This window comes from Phytomonospora endophytica, assembly GCF_014202425.1.
In the GTDB taxonomy this organism is placed as follows: Bacteria; Actinomycetota; Actinomycetes; order Mycobacteriales; family Micromonosporaceae; genus Phytomonospora; species Phytomonospora endophytica.
The window spans coordinates 384,867-400,495 of the sequence record NZ_JACHGT010000002.1 but is presented as its reverse complement, the minus strand read 5'-3'; the positions used below and the strand labels follow the sequence as shown (position 1 = coordinate 400,495).

The window sequence follows — 15,629 nt, the reverse complement described above, 5'->3', positions numbered from 1 at the left end:
CCGCTACTTCCCTTTCCCCACCTCGTCCAGCAGCCGGTTCATCTCGCCGCGCACGAAGTCGCGTGTGGCGACTTCGCCCAGTGCGATCCGCAGCGCGGCCAGCTCGCGCGCGAGGAACTCCGTGTCGGCCTTCGCGGCCTCGGCGCGACGGCGGTCGGCCTCGATCTGGACCCGGTCGCGGTCGGTCTGCCGGTTCTGCGCGAGCAGGATCAGTGGTGCCGCGTAGGACGCCTGGGTGCTGAAGAAGAGGTTCAGCAGGATGAAGGGGTAGGGGTCCCAGCGCAACCCGAAGATCCCCACCAGGTTCAGCGTGATCCACAAGATCACGAAGCCCGTCATGTACACCAGGAACCGCGCGGTCCCCATGAACCTGGCGAAGCGTTCGGCGAAGGCGCCGAAGGCGTCCGAGCTGATCTTCGGGAGCCGCAGGCGCGAGGGCGGTTTGGGTTCCGACAGGCTCCGGCCGCCGGGGGTGTCAGTCATGCGCCCGGTCCCGCCAGTCGGTGGGCAGCAGGTGGTCGAGGACGTCGTCGACGGTCACCGCGCCCACGAGCCTTCCCTCGACCTCGACCGGCAGCGCCACGAGGTCGTAGGTCGCCATCTTCCGCGTCACGGTCGTCAGGTCGTCTCCCGGGTCGAGCGGGTCGATGTCGCGGTCCACGATGGACCCGATCAGGTCGGAGGGCGGCTCCCGCAGCAGCCGCTGGAAGTGGACCATGCCGAGGTAGCGGCCGGTCGGCGTCAGCGACGGCGGCCGGCACACGAAGATCTGCGCGGCCATCGCCGGGGAGTTCTTCGGCTCCCGCAGCAGGGCCAGGGCCTCGGCGATCGTCGTGTCGGGCGTGAGGATGATCGGCTCGCTGGTCATGATGCCGCCGGCGGTGCCGGGCACGTACTTCAGCAGCTGCCGGACCGGACTGGCCTCCTCGGGCTCCATCAGGTCGAGCAGCTCCGAGCGTTCGTTGACCGGCATCTCGGCGAGGAGGTCGGCGGCGTCGTCGGGCTCCATCTCCTCAAGGACGTCGGCGGCGCGGTCCCGGCCGAGGGCGGCGATGATCTCCAGCTGTTCGTGTTCGGGCAGCTCTTCGAGGACGTCGGCGAGCCGGACGTCCTCCAGCGCGGCGGCCAGTTCGACCCGGCGGCGCTTGGGCAGGTCGAGCATCATCGTCGCGACGTCGGCCGCGCGCATGGCCTCCACGAGGGACAGCAGGCCCTGCGTGCCCTGCTGCCCGGTCGGCGCGACCAGGCCGGTCACCTCGTTCCAGTCGAACTGGTTGAGGTGGGCGCGGCCGAGGCGCCCGGTACGTTCGCGGACGGCGATACGCGCCAGTTCCCAGTCACCGATGCCGGGGGAGCGGCACATGGCGACGTCGGTGACCTCGCCGCCGCGGGCGGCCGCGCCCTCCTCGACGCGGACGGTGACCCGCCGGTCGAGGAGTTCGCCGAGGACGAGGATCTCGCCGGGGCGGGACTCGAACTTGCGCAGGTTGAGCTGCCCGGTCGACAGGACGACGGCACCCGCGTCGACGCTGGTCACGCGGCCCATCGGGATGAAGATGCGGCGCCAGGCGCCGATCTCGGCGACGAGCCCGAGCACCCGCGGGGGCGCGTTGCCGGGGCGGGGGCGCGCGACGGCGTCGCGGACGCGGCCGACCTGGTCCCCGTTGGGATCGAAGATCGGCGTACCGGCCAGCCTGGCCAGGTAGACGAGCGCCGCGGTTGCCACACCGGCAGCCTAGTCGCTGTCGATGTTGGGGACCGCGCTCTGCCGTAGGCTTCGGCGCATGTCCGTGACCTTTGAGATCGTCGACGTCTTCTCCGGCCGCGCCTACACCGGCAACCCGCTCGCCGTCGTGTTCGGCGCCGAGGGTCTGTCCACGGAGCGGCTGCAGGCGATCGCGCGCGAGTTCAACCTCTCCGAGACGGCCTTCGTCCTCCCGGTCACCGAGGAGGGCGCGGACTACCGGGTGCGGATCTTCACGCCGGGCGCCGAGCTGCCTTTCGCGGGGCACCCGAGTGTCGGTACGGCGGTGACGTTGTTGCGCCGAGGTGACCTCAAGGCCGGGAAGGTCGTCCAGGAGTGCGGTGCGGGTCTGCTCGATCTGACGGTCGCCGACGACCGCGCGACGCTGACGGGCGCCCGCCCGTCGCCGTTGCGGGCGCTGGACGCCGGGCCGCTGCTGTCGGCGGCGGGTCTCGTCGCCGGGGACCTCGCGGGCGAGCCCTACGCGACCGGTTCGGGCCTTGAGCACAGTTTCCTGCCGGTGCGGCCCGACGCGGTGGCCCGCGCGGCGAGCAGCCCGCGCCGGGACGTGCCGAAGGTGTACCTGTTCGCGTGGGACGCCGAGGCCCGCCGTGCCCACGCGCGCCTGTTCGCGCCCGGCATCGGCGTCGCCGAGGATCCGGCGACCGGTTCGGCCGTGCTCGGGCTCGGCGCGTACCTGGTCGGCACGGGCCTGCTGCCCGCCGACGGGGTGTCGGCGTACACGGTGGACCAGGGTGAGCAGATCTCGCGGCCTTCGGTGCTGGAGTGCGAGGTGACGGCCGAGGGCGGCGTCGCCGTCGGCGTCCGGGTGACCGGCGAGGTCGTCGCGGTCGCGAAGGGCGAACTCGTCGCGCTGCCGGATTAGTCGCGCCACACCCCGTTTCGTCCCGCCCCCTCCCGGGGTAAGCCCTTCCGAACGCCGGTTGCACCGAACGCGCCCCGAATCCCGTCGCGATCATCACCGGTGAGTGGCGCCACAGCCACTGGGCGTGTCGGTCCCGGCGGACCACCCTGGAGCTTTTGGGCCGGACACGACGACGGAGGTGCCGTGAGCGAAGAGCAGCAGCCGAGCGGGAAGCGGTTCGAACTCAGCGGTCTCCAGGTGGCGGCCGCGACCGCCGCCGCCGTCACCGCGACGGTCGTCGCCTCGACCCTCGGGGTCGCCGGGACGATCATCGGCGCGGTGCTCGCGAGCGTGATCAGCACCGTCGGCTCCGCGCTCTATCTGGCCTCCATGACGCACACCAAGGAGAAGCTGCGGGCGATCCCGAAACGCTACGACGTCACCAGGATCGCCGGAGCGACGCCGACCGCGGTCGTCACCGAGGAGCACCCGCCGACCGAGGTCATCCGCCTGCCCGCGCCCGGTTCCGACGGCGACGCCACGGTCATCCGCGACGGCGGTGACCGGACACGGGAGCAGGCCCGCCCCACGGGCCGGGCCACGGTCACCCTCCCCGCGCCCGAGCCGGAGGAGGAACGCCGGCCGTTCCTCACCCGCTGGAAGGCCGTCGCGCTGACCGCCCTCGTCGTCTGCGGGCTCACCTTCGGGGTCGTCACCATCGCCGAGGCGCTCCTCGGCCAGCCGCTCGCGGGTCTCTTCGGGCAGGCCGACGGCGCCACCGGCACCAGCCTCAACAACGGGCCGCCCGTCGATCGGGACGACCCGCCGGAGGACACACCGGAGAAGCCGCCGCCCGCCTCCGAGGAGACCGAGGCCCCCACCACCGACCCGGCCACCCCGGGCGAGTCGCCTTCCTCACAGCCCTCCTCGCCGTCGCCGTCCCCGTCGTCGTCTTCTCCCTCGTCAAGCCCGTCGGACACACCCGGTGACGGGGGTCCCGAGGCGCCGGACGCGCAGGGCGGCTGACGGTTACCGAGACGTAGAGTGGGAGCCATGTCCGCGCCTAGCACCACCATGGAAGACGCCGTTCGCGCAGCACTGGCGACCGTCGACGACCCCGAGATCCGCCGTCCCATCACCGAGCTCGGGATGGTCGACACGGTGACGATCAGCGGCGACCTCGTCGAGGTCCGGATCCTGCTGACCATCGCGGGCTGTCCCATGCGCGACAAGCTCCAGCGCGACGTGACCCTCGCCGTCACCGAGGTCCCCGGTGTCGCGCGGGTGACCATCGACTTCGGTGTCATGTCCGACGCGCAGCGCAAGGACCTCCAGTCGAGCCTGCGCGGCGGCGACCGCGCCGAGCCCGTCATCCCCTTCAGCCAGCCCGGTTCCCGCACGCGCGTCTACGCCGTCGCGTCCGGCAAGGGCGGCGTCGGCAAGTCGAGCGTCACGGTGAACCTGGCCGCCGCGCTGGCCGCCAAGGGCCTCCAGGTCGGCGTCGTCGACGCCGACATCTACGGCCACTCCGTCCCGCGCATGCTCGGCGCCGACGGGCGTCCCACGCAGGTCGAGGAGATGATCATGCCGCCGCAGGCGAGCGGCGTGAAGGTCATCTCGATCGGCATGTTCACCCGCGGCAACGCCGCCGTCGTGTGGCGCGGGCCGATGCTGCACCGGGCACTCCAGCAGTTCCTCGCCGACGTGTACTGGGGCGACCTCGACGTCCTCCTCCTCGACCTCCCGCCCGGCACCGGCGACATCGCGATCTCGGTCGCGCAGCTGCTTCCCGGCGCCGAACTGCTCGTCGTCACCACGCCCCAGATGGCCGCCGCCGAGGTCGCCGAACGCGCCGGCGCGATCGCCATGCAGACCCACCAGCGTCTCGCCGGCGTCGTGGAGAACATGTCCTGGCTGGAGCTGCCCGACGGCTCGCGCATGGAGGTCTTCGGCGCGGGCGGCGGCGCGGCGGTGTCGGAGGCGCTGACCAAGCTCGTCGGCGCCGAGGTCCCGCTGCTCGGCCAGATCCCCCTCGAACCGGGTCTGCGCGAAGCCGGTGACGCCGGTGAGCCCTTCGTGCTGCGCAGCCCCGGCACCCCGGCCGCGCGCGCCCTCAACGCGATCGCCGACCGGCTCGCGCTCCGCCGCGAAAGCCTCGCGGGCAAGCCCCTCGGGCTGCTCAACGGGCCGGGCGGGCGCAAGTAGACACGCGAAAAGGCGGGGCCGGGAGGCCCCGCCTTTCTCCTGCGGTCTACATGACGAAGATCAGGCCCAGTCCGACGAGCACGTCCACCACACCGCACGCCTCGGCGTAGGAGCGGACCACGGCCCTGCCGGTCTTGAGGTGCCAGAAGTCCCACCCGCCGTGGAAGAGCCAGCCGGCCGCGATCAGGTAGCGGGCGAGCTCCGGCTCGACGACCAGCGCGACCAGTCCCAGCGCCCCGAAGGCGAGCATCCCGAGAGCCTGGAGCCGGAAGGTCCCCGACGTGCGCGAGTGCCCGTCGAGGAAGCCCCACACCAGGACCACCAGCGCGATCCCGAACAGGACCGACGAGGGCGGGATGACCTCGACGAAGCGCAGGACCCCGATGAGCAGGGTGCCGATCAGGACGGTCGGCCAGGTCGCCTTCGGCCGGCCGAGCTTGGCGACCAGCAGGTAGACCAGGGGGAGCAGCGGGAAGAGCTGGATCAGCGGCTCGGCGCCGTCGCCGTTGTCGAGGATCATGGCCGCCGAGGCGGCGATGGCGGCGAAGGTCGGCCAGCGGTCGAGGACCGGGCGGTACCAGGGGCGGCGGACGGGGAGGGGCTCGATGGTGGCCACGACAGTTCCTTTCGGGGGTCTCGGGGTTTAGCGCAGGCCGTACTCGGTGGGGCGGATGAACATGGCCAGCAGCATCAGGGGCGCCATCGCGATGTGCTCGACCATCATCAGGCCGTGCTCGGTGATGACACCGGCCCACAGCAGGGCCAGGCCGCCGAGGGCGGGCACGAACATCGCGGCCGTCATCTCCCAGCAGGGCGCCCAGCGGTGGCCGCGGACGCGCATCCACACGACCATGCCGACGGACATGTCGAAGGCCATCAGCAGCGCGTCGGCGGCGGGCTGGCCGGGGATCTCGGCGCCGGTCAGGGCCAGGACGCCCATGCGGGCGCCGCCCAGGACGGCCATGCCGACGAACATCGCCGCGACCATCTCCAGGAAGTGGCGGGTGAAGGGCCACCAGCCCTTGCGGGCGTGGTGGTCGTGGTGGGAGCTCTTGGCGGGGGCGGTGGTGTTCACTGTCGTCTCCTCGATACAGGGGCGGGGTATCTCCGTAAGAACAGCCTCGCCGACGCGGGCGGCCGCCAGTAGTGCCGAAACCGCAGGTCTGTGCGGACGGATGTCATGGAAGGCGATGACATCTGTCATGAGGCGGCCTCCGCGCTCCCTGAGCCGTTTCCGGCGTGGCCGGGCGCTGCCACAATGGCCCGATGACCGAGCAGGACGCGGTGGCCACGGCCGGACTGGGCAAACTGCGCCGCTTCACGTGGCTGACACTCGTGGCCAGCGTCGTGCTCACCCTCGTCGGCGTCCTCGGCTGGCGCCAGTTCCGCGCCGAGACGCCGACCTGGTCGGGCGCCGTCGGGCTCGTCGCCCTGGCCGTCGTCTCCGTCGCGTGCACGATGGCGTTCCAGCGCCGGGTCGCCTTCACCCCCACCGTGCGCGCCCACCCGTCACCGCCGGTCGCGTGGCTGGCCGCCGGTGGTGTCGCCGCCGTCGTCCTCGCCGCCCTCGTCCTCGCCGTCGACCCCGGCGACGAGGCCTGGTGCGTCGCCCCGGCCTCGATGGTCACCGTCATCGCGATGTTCCTGCCACGGACCGCCCGCCGCGCGCTCATCTCCGTCGCGATCATCGTGGCCGTCGCCGTCGAGATGATCCCCGCCGTGGCCGCCGGGGACGACCCCTACACCGGGATCCTGCTCGCCCCCGGGATCGTCGCCTTCACCGTCTGGATGGTCTTCGGCCTGCTGTGGGCCTGGGACGTCGCCGAACGTCTCGACACCGCCCGCGGCCTCGCCGGGGACCTCGCCGTCGCGCGGGAACGCCTGCGCTTCGCCGCCGACCTGCACGACATCCAGGGCCACCACCTCCAGGTCATCGCCCTCAAGAGCGAACTCGCCGCCCGGCTGTCCGCCGCCGACCCCGAGCGCGCCGCCGCCGAGATGCGCGAGGTGCGCGGGATGGCCACCGACGCCATCCGCGACACCAAGGCCGTCGTGCAGGGTTACCGCCGCACCACCCTCGACGAGGAGATCGCCAACGCGGGCCGCGTCCTCGCCGCCGCCGACATCGAGGTCCGCGTCGGCGTCGACGGCGCCGAAGACCTCCCCGAACCGGCCCGGCACCTGCTGGGGCTCGTCGTGCGCGAGGCGACCACCAACGTCCTGCGCCACAGCAGCGCCCGCAGCGCCGAGGTCGACTTCACCGTCGACGGCGGCCGCGCCCGCCTGCGCGTCGGCAACGACGGCGCCGCCCCGCCCGGGTCGGCCGCCGGGACCGGACTGCGCGGCCTCGCCGAACGCCTCGACGGCGCCGGCGGGGAACTGACCTGGGAACGCGAGGGGGACCGCTTCACCGTGGCCGCCTCCCTGCCGCTGCCGATGGAGAGCCGATGATCCGCCTGCTGATCGCCGACGACGAGGACCTGCTGCGGGGCGCGCTGGCCGCGCTGCTGGAACTGGAGGACGACCTCACCGTCGTCGGTGAGGCCTCGACGTCGACGGGTGCGGTGCGGCTGGCCCGCGAGCACCGGCCCGACATCGCCGTCCTCGACCTGGAGATGCCCCCGGCCGACGGTCTCGCCGCCGCCGAGGAGATCCGCGCGGAGAACCCGGAGATCCGCGTCGTGCTGGTCACCCGCCACGCCCGGCCCGGCGTGCTGCGGCGGGCGCTGACGGCGGGCGTGAGCGGCTTCGTGCCGAAGACGACGGCCGCCGAGAGGCTCGCCGAGATCATCCGCGAGGTCGCCGGCGGGCGGCGGTACGTCGACCCCGACATCGCCGCCTCCGCGCTCACCGAGGACCGGTGCCCGCTGACCGCGCGGGAGCTGGAGGTCCTGCGCGCCGCCAGGGGCGGCGGCTCGGTGCGCGACATCGCCGCCGAGGTCCACCTCGCGCCGGGGACGGTACGCAACTACCTGTCGGCGGCCATGGCGAAGCTGGGTGTGAACTCACGCCACGCGGCGGCGCACCGGGCGTGGGAGGAGGGCTGGATCTGATGCTTCGCCCGCCCCGAGCCCCACGAAAAACCGGCCCCGCGCGAAGCGCGAGGCCGGTCCCGACGGTCGACGATCACTCGTCCCCGTCGTCGTCATCTCTTAAAGCCGCGGCCGTCTGGTGCTGTTTCGGCGCCTCGGCCGAGTCGAAGCCCGGCTTGCCGAGCAGGTCCTCGCGCACGGCGCCGAGGAAGCCCTCGACGTACGAGCCGGGGAAGTCGCCCAGGTAGTACGTCTTCATGTCCCGGCGGCGGTCGGACAGCGGGTCGCGCTTGAGCAGGTTGTCGAGCACCTCGTCGATGTTCGAGGCGTCGGAACGCACCACGTACGCGGCCTGCGACAGCGGGAAGCTCTTCCCAAAGCGCTCACCCTCGTCGAGCATGTCGGTGATCGCGAACGGCTTCTCCGAGTACAGCCAGTCGGAGGCCACCGCGGTCACGTCGGAGACCATCGCGTCGCAGGCGTTCATGCACTCGAACAGCGACATGTCCTTCGTGGTCGTCTTCCCCCACTTGTGCTCGCGGCCCGACTTGGCCGTGTCGTCGGCCAGCAACTGCTCGACGCGCGCCATCTGGCGGGCCGAGGCCGGGTTGCGGGCCGTGTAGGGGTGGGGACGGAACACGATCGTGGCACCACGCGCGATCAGTCCGCCGAGGATCTTCTCGGCGATCGACAGCGAGCAGTAGTTCGTGTCGGTGAACCAGCCCGACCAGGTCGGCGCGTAGAACACCGTCGGCGCGGTCGCGTCGGCGATCGGCGCGTTCACGATCTCCACCTCGGAGACCTGTGGCCGCCCGACGATGGTGAACTTCTCGGCCGGGATCAACACGTTGTTGTCCTTGTACCGGTCGATGCCGGCCTGGCCCGCGACGTAGATCTTGTCGAACATCGCCGTCACCGGGTTGTAGCTCGACGCCTTGTCGGAGTCGCCGTGCAGCAGCTGGATGTGCGTCAGCTGCGAGAAACGGATCGACTGGACGTTCTTCATGCCGTTGTTGACGTAGAACGCCGCCTTCAGCGAAGGCACGATCACCTGCTCCAGCTGCCCCATGCTCGGGGCGACCACGACGGGCGCCTTCGTCAGCTTCGACATCGCGCCCAGTGCGCGTCCCTCGCGGAGCACCACCATGTAAGGCACCTTCAGCGCCTCCAGGTACGGAAGCCACATGCCCACGTGGTACTCGGTGCCGGGAGGAGCCGAGTAGTGGACCATGAACTTCGGTGCGTGCTTCTCCAGCGCGTCCCACACGGCCTGGTCGCCGTTGTGGCCGTGCGTGCTCGACCGGCGCTCGCGCCAGGCGCTCAGGACCGCGCTGAAGTTCACCACCGCGACGACGCCGAGGCCCGCCAGGACCGGCCACGCCGGCCAGCCGAGACCGACGCTCACGCCGTAGAGCGCCAGCAGCCCGAAGTGGGCCAGGTAGGGCCATTTCGGCGCGAAGAACTTCTCCCGCTTCGAACGCGCGAGCTTGAGGTTGCGCGAATCGAGGCGGCCCACGTTGAGCGACTGGCGCAGCAGCGGCTCGTAGAGGGTCACCAGCAGCAGGAGCACACCGCAGCCGAGGTTGAGCAGCTCACCCGAGCCGTTCTCCGACTTCACCGCCCAGACCATGAAGGCCGCGGTGAGCAGGGCCCGGTCCGGCAGCGACTTGCCAAGGCCGTCGGCGCGGTTGTTCCACCACAGATAGGCCACGGCGAGCGCGGCCACCCCGAAGCCGAGCCATGGCCAGTCGGTGAGAGCGAAGGCGGCCAGGGCGAAGACGCCCAAACCTGCCGGGGCGAGCTTCCCGGCGACCTTCTTGATCGTGGCTTTGTCCATTATTGGGTCGTCCCGGTTGTCGTGGTGGTCAACTGTCGACGGGAAGGGGTGCGTTCGCGCCGCTACATGCGGACGACGAGGTTGCGGCTGTCGACGAAGCGGCCGACGTCGGAGGCCAGCATGTCGATGACGCCCGCGACGTGCTCGGGCTGCATGATCGTCGTCGGGTCCTCGTCGGGCGCGAGGGTCTTGCGCAGGTCCGTGGCGCAGCGTCCGGGGGAGATGCACACGACACGGGTGCCGTAGATGGCGAGCTCCTCCTTCATCACCTCGCTCATGGTGATGACCGCGGCCTTCGAGGCCGAGTAGGTCAGCCAGCCGGGACGGCCGTTCATGCCCGCGGTGGAGGCGATGTTGACGATCAGCTCGAAGGTGTTGCCGTTGTGCAGCAGCTCCTGGACGATCGTGAACGGCGCGTAGAGGTTGACGCCGATGGTGCGCTCGAAGTCGGCGAACTCGATCTGCTGGATCGACATCGGCGAGGTGTAACCGGCGTTGTTGACCAGCAGGTCGACCTTGCCGTGGGTCGCCATGACGTCCTTCATCAGCCCGACGGTCCGCGCGCGGTCGGCCAGGTCGATGTTGTAGGAGGTGACCTTCTTGCCGTGCGGGTTGTCGGCGGCGAGTTTGTCCAGGAAAGCCGAGAACGCCTCCGACTCGCGGGCGAGCAGGATGAAGTCGTCGACCTCGTTGTCGGCATAGAAGAAGCGCTCGACGGTGGCCGCGCCGATGCCTTTCGAGGCGCCGGTGACCATTAGGGACTTACTCATCGTCGTCTTCTCCTCCCAGCAAGAAGCCGGCCAGTCGTACGTCGGTGGGTGTGGTGACCTTGAAGTTGCGGTCGGTGCCGTCGATGAAGTACACGTCGTACCCGGCGACCGTGGCGAGGGTGCCGTCCTCGTTGAAGACGACGCCTTCGCGGACGGCCCACTCGTGGGCGCCGGCCAGGTCGGTCTTGCGGTACTTCTGCGGCAGCTGCACGTTGCGCAGCTTGTCGCGGTCGAGAGAGCCGGTGACCTTGCCGGTCTCGGGCTCCACCGGCGCGACGGTGAATGGGATCGGCAGCATGAAGCTGACGTTGTCGTGCGGGTCGGCGATCAGGCGGCGGATGTCGGCGGCGCTGATCAGGGGACGGGCCGTCTCGTGCAGGACGATGTGCTCGTTCTTGCAGTGCGGGAGCAGGTTCCGGACCGACTCGTGGCGCGTGGCGCCGGCCGGCACGTAGGTGACGGGCTTCTTGATCGCGTAGTCGATGACGAGCTTCTCGACGTCCTCGCGCCACCCCTCGGGGTAGTTGACGATGATCTCGTCGATCTCGTCGACGGCGTCCGCGGCCACCAGTGAGTACACGATGATCGGGATCCCGTTGACCCGGATGAACTGCTTCGGCTGGCCCGCCGCGACTCGGCTGCCGATACCGCCATTGAGAAGAACCAGGCTATACATCAATTACCCCTTGTGAACAGCGTTGCCGCGTGTGGTCTGCATATATGCGTGTTTGGCGCGGTAAGCAGCATCTGACGGTAACGCTCTCCAGTGGTCGTGGTCGACGACGACACCCGCGCCGATCCGGCCCAGGGGGCCCTGGGTCGTCCGGGAGGTGAATGGCGAATGACGCCATGGTTAGCCTACGTCGTCGAGTTGGCCACGGATGTTACCCCATTGCGACCTGCCCGCAGGCTGCGAGGCTACCTGGGGTTTCACCCCCGGGCAGCGCAAGGTGGGGACCGGAAAGGCGCATCGGTAACATGTGCCACTGATCCCCCACCGCCCCGCCGAGGAGCCCGTGTGAGCAAGCCGATCATCGAGGCGCGAGACCTCGGTATCCGGTTCGTGCGCAGCCGTAAGCGCAAGCTGAAACTGCGCGACATGATCATTCACCGCGGCGGTCGCCAGCCGAGCGCCGAATACTTCTGGCCCCTGCGCAACGTCACGTTCGGGATCGGTGAGGGCGAGGCCGTCGGCGTCATCGGCTCCAACGGCACCGGCAAGTCGACCCTCCTGCGCCTCATCTCCGGCGCCCTGGTGCCCGACGAGGGCAGCGTGCACTGCCGCGGCAAGGTCGCGCCGCTGCTCCAGCTGTCGGCGGGCTTCTCCGGCGACCTCACCGGCCGCGAGAACGTCTACATGGTCGCCGGCATGCACGGCATGACCCGCAAACAGATCCGGGACAAGTTCGACGAGATCGTCGCCTTCTCCGAGATCGAGAAGTTCATCGACACGCCCGTCACGCACTACTCCTCCGGCATGAAGGTGCGCCTCGGCTTCTCCGTGGTCACCCAGCTCGGCCACCCGATCCTGCTGGTCGACGAGGCCCTCGCCGTCGGCGACAAGCGCTTCCGCGCCAAGTGCTACAAGAAGATGGAGTCGATGCTGGCCGAAGGCCGCACCCTCTTCCTCGTCTCGCACTCCGAGGGCGACCTCAAGCGCTTCTGCACCCGCGGCCTCTACCTCGACGCCGGCCAGCTCGAAGTCGACGGCACCCTCGACGAGGCCCTCGACGCCTACAACGTGGCGACCGGCTCATGACCCGGGTGGCCTTGCTAGCCACTACCCCCGGCGCCATCTCGGTCGTCAACGGCGAACTCCTCGCCGCCCGCCTCGACCGTCAGCTCGCCTCACTCGGCGCCCGCATCGTCATCGTGGCGCGCCCGGAACTCGCCGGACCGCTGCGCGACCTCGACCGGCGCGTGATCCTCTCCGACAGCGTCGACGCCGACCTGGCCGCGCTCGCCGAGCTGGCCGCACACTCCGTCGCCGACGGCATACCCCTGGTCATCTGCGCCGCCGACCTGTTGACACCCGACTCGGCTCTGCGCGGAGTCCTCGGCGACTCGATTCCGCGTGTCGGGGCCCTCGTCGGTCCCGACGACGTCGGCGAACCGGTGCGCGTCGAGCGCGGCCGCGTCGTCGGCGTGGCGACGTCCTTCCACCAGCTCGACGAGCCCAACGCGGGCCTGCGCGGGCTGGTGCGGGTCGGCGAGCCGTTCTGCGCCGACTTCATCACCGTCCTGGAGCGGCTGCGCGAGGACGGCGTCCCGGGGCTGGCGCCGGAGGCCGACGCGATCGGCCTGGCCGCGCTGGGTTTGGCGCGCTCCGGCGAGTCGGTCACGGCATACCAGGTCAAGGGCCTGCCCTACCGCCGCGTCGACTCCGACGAGGACGCCGCGCAGGCGTGGGCGTACTCGTCGAGCGTCGACGAGAAGGCCCTGCGCTACAAGCTGGCCCGCAAGGAGCACGACGACCTCTTCGCGACCTTCTTCGTGCTGCCGCTGGCGCCGAGGGTCATGCTGCTGGCCAAGAAGCTCAAGTTCACGCCGACGGGCGTCACGTGGATCTCGATCCTCGTCGCGCTGGTCGCCGCGGGCCTGTTCGCGTGGGCGACGCGTCCGGCGCTGATCGTCGGCGCCGTACTGCTCTATGTGAGCTTCCTGCTCGACTGCGTCGACGGTGAACTCGCCCGCTACACGCAGAAGTTCAGCCGCTTCGGCGGCTGGCTGGACATGATCGCCGACCGTTTCAAGGAGTTCCTGGTCTACGCCGGGCTCGCCGTGGGCGCGGTCGCCGGTGGTCACGAGAACGCGTGGTGGCTGGCGATCGTGGCGCTGATGATGCTGTCGTGCCGTCACATGGTCGACACCTGGTACGGCACGATGCGCGACCACGACGTGCTGCGCCGGGCGACGGCGCCGTTCACGCGGGCCGCGGACCCGTTCCGGGTCGGTGAGAAGCCCGCGGAACCGGCCGACGGTCTCGCGAAGGCCGGTGGCGCCCTCGGCAAGGCCGCCACCGACTTCGGCGCCCGCAAGGGCAGCCTCAAGTACTGGTTCAAGCGGACCGCGGCCTTCCCGGTCGGGGACCGCTGGTTCGTGCTCGGTTTCTTCGCCGCGGTCTGGGACGGGCAGGTCGCGCTGGCCGCGTTCCTGATCTGCGCGACGGGCTCGGCGCTGTACATCATGGCCGGGCGCGTGCTCCAGTCGTTCTCGGTGCGGGCGCCGGTCTTCGAGGTCGCCGACAAGTCCACGCATCGCGACGACGGGCCGATCCCGCGCCTGGTGTCGCTGTTCAAGCTCCCCGGCGTGGCGCCCCTGCTGAACCTCGGCGGGGTCCTGGTGGTCCTGCTGGCGGCGGTCCTGACGACGCCGTGGACGGCGGACGCCGCTCCCTGGACGGTCGTCATCGCCTTCCTGGTGCTGCTGACCTTGGCGTTCACCGCCCGGCACGCCCACGACGGCGCGCTCGACTGGCTCGTCCCGGCGGGGATGCGTGCCGCGGAGTACCTGTTCATCCTGTTCGTCGGCCGCACCTACGGCGTGCCGCTGCCGCTGATCTTCGCGACCCTTGGCGTCCTGGCCGTGTACCACTACGACCTGGCCGCACGGATCGACAAGGCCGCGTCGCCGCTGTCGATCCGCTGGGCCGGGCTGGGCTGGGACGGCCGCGCGCTGCTGCTGACCGTCGGCGCCCTGTTCGGCCTGGTCCCGCTGTTCATGTGGATCCTGCTGGTGGGCATCGGCGCGGTCTTCGTGGTGGGTTCGGTCACCGGAACCTTGGGGCAGCGGCGTCGCCCGGCCAATACTTGACCCATGACAGCGGTGTTCCTGTACGACGGCGACTGCGCGTTCTGCTCCAGCTGCGCGCGTTTCGTCGAGAAGCGGATCCCGACCCGTGCCGACGTCGCCGCCTGGCAGTTCCGTGACATCGCGGCGCTGGGCCTGACCGAGGCCGAGGTCGACGCCGCCGTGCAGTGGGTGGAGCTCGACGACGCCGGCCGCCCGGACGGGCGCCCGGTCCTGGCCGGCCCGGCCGCGATCGCCGCGCTCCTGCGCGACGCCGGGGGCGTGTGGCGGCCGATGGGCGCGCTCCTGCGCCTGCGGCCGGTGCTGGCCGTGGCGTGGCCGCTGTACCGGTGGGTCGCGCGCAACCGCGACAAGATGCCCGGCGGAACGGCGGCGTGCGCGCTGCCGCAGGCGCAGCGCGACAGCGCGCGCGAGACGGACTGAACGGGCGGGCGCCTTCGGGCGCCCGCCTTCGTCATTCGGGCGCGCGGGAGCCGCGCGTCGCGCCGGCCGACGCGGCCACCACGCACAGGACCGCGATCCACTGCGTGAAATGCAGCGACTCCCCGAGCACGACGAGGCCGATGAGGGCCGCCATGGCCGGTTCGAGGCTCATCAGGATCCCGAACACGCGTGGCGGCATCCGGCGCAGCGCCTCCAGGTCGAGCGTGTACGGGATCACCGACGACAGCAGCGCCACACCGAGCCCGGCGACCAGGACCCACGGCTGGAGCAGCGCCGTCCCGCTGTCGGCCACGCCGAAGGGCACGGCGACCAGCGCGGCGACGGCCATGCCGAGCGCGAGGCCGTTGCCTTCGGTGGTGTGGCGGCCCAGTGCCGCGCCGAGCAGGATGTACAGGCCCCAGAACACGCCCGCGCCCAGGGCGAAGAGGAAACCGGCGAGGTTGAGGTCGCCGCGACCCTCCATCAGCAGGACCACGCCACCGGCGGCGAGGACGACCCAGACGGTGTCCAGCCAGCGCCTCGACCCGGCGAGGGCGACCGCGAGCGGCCCGAGGAACTCGATGGTCACCGCGATCCCGAGCGGGATCCGGGCCAGCGCCAGGTAGAAGGACAGGTTCATCAGCGCGAGGATCACGCCGTAGGCGAGCACGACGGTCCACGCGCGCCGGTTCATGCGCGTCCTCGGGCGCCACAGCAGCATCAGGACCGCGGCGGCGAAGAACAGCCGCAGCGCGACCGTCCCGAAGCTGCCGACCTCGCCGAACAGCTGCTTGGCCACGGCCGAGCCGAGCTGGACGCTGACGATGCCGAGCATGACCAGCGCCGTCGGCGGGACCGCGCCGAAGACCCGCTCGGCCCGCGTGCGCGCGGGGGACGTGCCGTGTTCGGTGTTCATGGGAGCCACGCCTGGATCGTCGACGAC

Annotated in this window: 16 protein-coding genes; 8 read left to right on the top strand and 8 right to left on the bottom strand. The window is 71.0% G+C overall.

Annotated elements, in window-relative coordinates; genetic code table 11:
* Positions 1-3: 3 nt before the first annotated feature.
* Both HNR73_RS05110 and HNR73_RS05105 read right to left on the bottom strand, forming a co-directional pair.
* Positions 4-483, bottom strand: a complete 480-nt coding sequence (locus HNR73_RS05110) for a DUF1003 domain-containing protein (RefSeq protein WP_184786087.1) — start codon at positions 481-483, stop codon at positions 4-6.
* Complete coding sequence (locus tag HNR73_RS05105) at positions 476-1,726, bottom strand: magnesium transporter MgtE N-terminal domain-containing protein (protein WP_184786086.1); 1,251 nt, start codon at positions 1,724-1,726, stop codon at positions 476-478. The genes HNR73_RS05110 and HNR73_RS05105 overlap by 8 nt, the downstream gene beginning before the upstream one ends.
* Before the next feature lie 58 nt (positions 1,727-1,784).
* Between HNR73_RS05105 and HNR73_RS05100 the strand changes: the two genes are divergently transcribed.
* The 3 genes from HNR73_RS05100 to HNR73_RS05090 all read left to right on the top strand — a co-directional run bounded on the left by HNR73_RS05100 (position 1,785) and on the right by HNR73_RS05090 (position 4,814).
* Complete coding sequence (locus HNR73_RS05100) at positions 1,785-2,630, top strand: PhzF family protein (RefSeq protein WP_184786085.1); 846 nt, start codon at positions 1,785-1,787, stop codon at positions 2,628-2,630.
* Between the two features lie 183 nt (positions 2,631-2,813).
* Positions 2,814-3,635, top strand: coding sequence for a hypothetical protein (locus HNR73_RS05095; protein WP_184786084.1), 822 nt, complete (start codon positions 2,814-2,816; stop codon positions 3,633-3,635).
* Between the two features lie 27 nt (positions 3,636-3,662).
* The gene (locus tag HNR73_RS05090; RefSeq protein WP_184786083.1) at positions 3,663-4,814 is read left to right on the top strand and encodes an Mrp/NBP35 family ATP-binding protein; all 1,152 of its coding nucleotides are present in this window, start codon (positions 3,663-3,665) and stop codon (positions 4,812-4,814) included.
* Positions 4,815-4,860: 46 nt separating this feature from the next.
* On the opposite strand, the gene HNR73_RS05085 is transcribed toward HNR73_RS05090, so the two are convergent.
* Together HNR73_RS05085 and HNR73_RS05080 are read right to left on the bottom strand one after the other, a co-directional pair.
* Positions 4,861-5,430, bottom strand: coding sequence for a hypothetical protein (locus HNR73_RS05085; RefSeq protein ID WP_184786082.1), 570 nt, complete (start codon positions 5,428-5,430; stop codon positions 4,861-4,863).
* Positions 5,431-5,457: 27 nt separating this feature from the next.
* On the bottom strand, positions 5,458-5,889 hold the full coding sequence (locus tag HNR73_RS05080; protein ID WP_184786081.1) for a hypothetical protein: 432 nt from the start codon (positions 5,887-5,889) through the stop codon (positions 5,458-5,460).
* Between the two features lie 191 nt (positions 5,890-6,080).
* Between HNR73_RS05080 and HNR73_RS05075 the strand changes: the two genes are divergently transcribed.
* Entirely contained in the window at positions 6,081-7,265 is a 1,185-nt protein-coding gene (locus tag HNR73_RS05075) for a sensor histidine kinase (RefSeq protein ID WP_184786080.1), read from the top strand.
* On the top strand, positions 7,262-7,867 hold the full coding sequence (locus HNR73_RS05070; protein ID WP_184786079.1) for a response regulator transcription factor: 606 nt from the start codon (positions 7,262-7,264) through the stop codon (positions 7,865-7,867). Before HNR73_RS05075 ends, HNR73_RS05070 begins: the two co-directional genes overlap by 4 nt.
* A 73-nt stretch (positions 7,868-7,940) precedes the next feature.
* Here the strand turns inward: HNR73_RS05070 and HNR73_RS05065 are convergent, their stop codons facing one another.
* The 3 genes from HNR73_RS05065 to HNR73_RS05055 all read right to left on the bottom strand — a co-directional run bounded on the left by HNR73_RS05065 (position 7,941) and on the right by HNR73_RS05055 (position 11,129).
* A complete protein-coding gene (locus HNR73_RS05065) occupies positions 7,941-9,683 on the bottom strand; it encodes a CDP-glycerol glycerophosphotransferase family protein (RefSeq protein WP_184786078.1) in 1,743 nt (580 codons plus the stop codon).
* A 62-nt stretch (positions 9,684-9,745) separates the two neighbouring features.
* Positions 9,746-10,453, bottom strand: coding sequence for an SDR family NAD(P)-dependent oxidoreductase (locus HNR73_RS05060; RefSeq protein WP_184786077.1), 708 nt, complete (start codon positions 10,451-10,453; stop codon positions 9,746-9,748).
* Positions 10,446-11,129 (bottom strand): IspD/TarI family cytidylyltransferase, encoded by a 684-nt coding sequence (locus tag HNR73_RS05055; protein ID WP_184786076.1) that lies wholly within the window; start codon positions 11,127-11,129, stop codon positions 10,446-10,448. The genes HNR73_RS05060 and HNR73_RS05055 overlap by 8 nt, the downstream gene beginning before the upstream one ends.
* A gap of 342 nt (positions 11,130-11,471) precedes the next feature.
* On the opposite strand from HNR73_RS05055, the gene HNR73_RS05050 reads away from it, so the two are divergent.
* Genes HNR73_RS05050 through HNR73_RS05040 form a run of 3 tightly spaced genes read left to right on the top strand, consistent with a single transcriptional unit; the run spans position 11,472 to position 14,686 of the window.
* The gene (locus tag HNR73_RS05050) at positions 11,472-12,212 is read left to right on the top strand and encodes an ABC transporter ATP-binding protein (RefSeq protein WP_203685954.1); all 741 of its coding nucleotides are present in this window, start codon (positions 11,472-11,474) and stop codon (positions 12,210-12,212) included.
* Complete coding sequence (locus HNR73_RS05045; RefSeq protein ID WP_203685952.1) at positions 12,209-14,266, top strand: DUF5941 domain-containing protein; 2,058 nt, start codon at positions 12,209-12,211, stop codon at positions 14,264-14,266. Before HNR73_RS05050 ends, HNR73_RS05045 begins: the two co-directional genes overlap by 4 nt.
* A 3-nt stretch (positions 14,267-14,269) precedes the next feature.
* A complete protein-coding gene (locus HNR73_RS05040; protein WP_184786073.1) occupies positions 14,270-14,686 on the top strand; it encodes a thiol-disulfide oxidoreductase DCC family protein in 417 nt (138 codons plus the stop codon).
* Positions 14,687-14,717: 31 nt separating this feature from the next.
* Here HNR73_RS05040 and HNR73_RS05035 read toward each other — a convergent pair whose 3' ends face one another.
* A complete protein-coding gene (locus HNR73_RS05035; RefSeq protein ID WP_184786072.1) occupies positions 14,718-15,602 on the bottom strand; it encodes an EamA family transporter in 885 nt (294 codons plus the stop codon).
* Positions 15,603-15,629 lie beyond the last annotated feature (27 nt).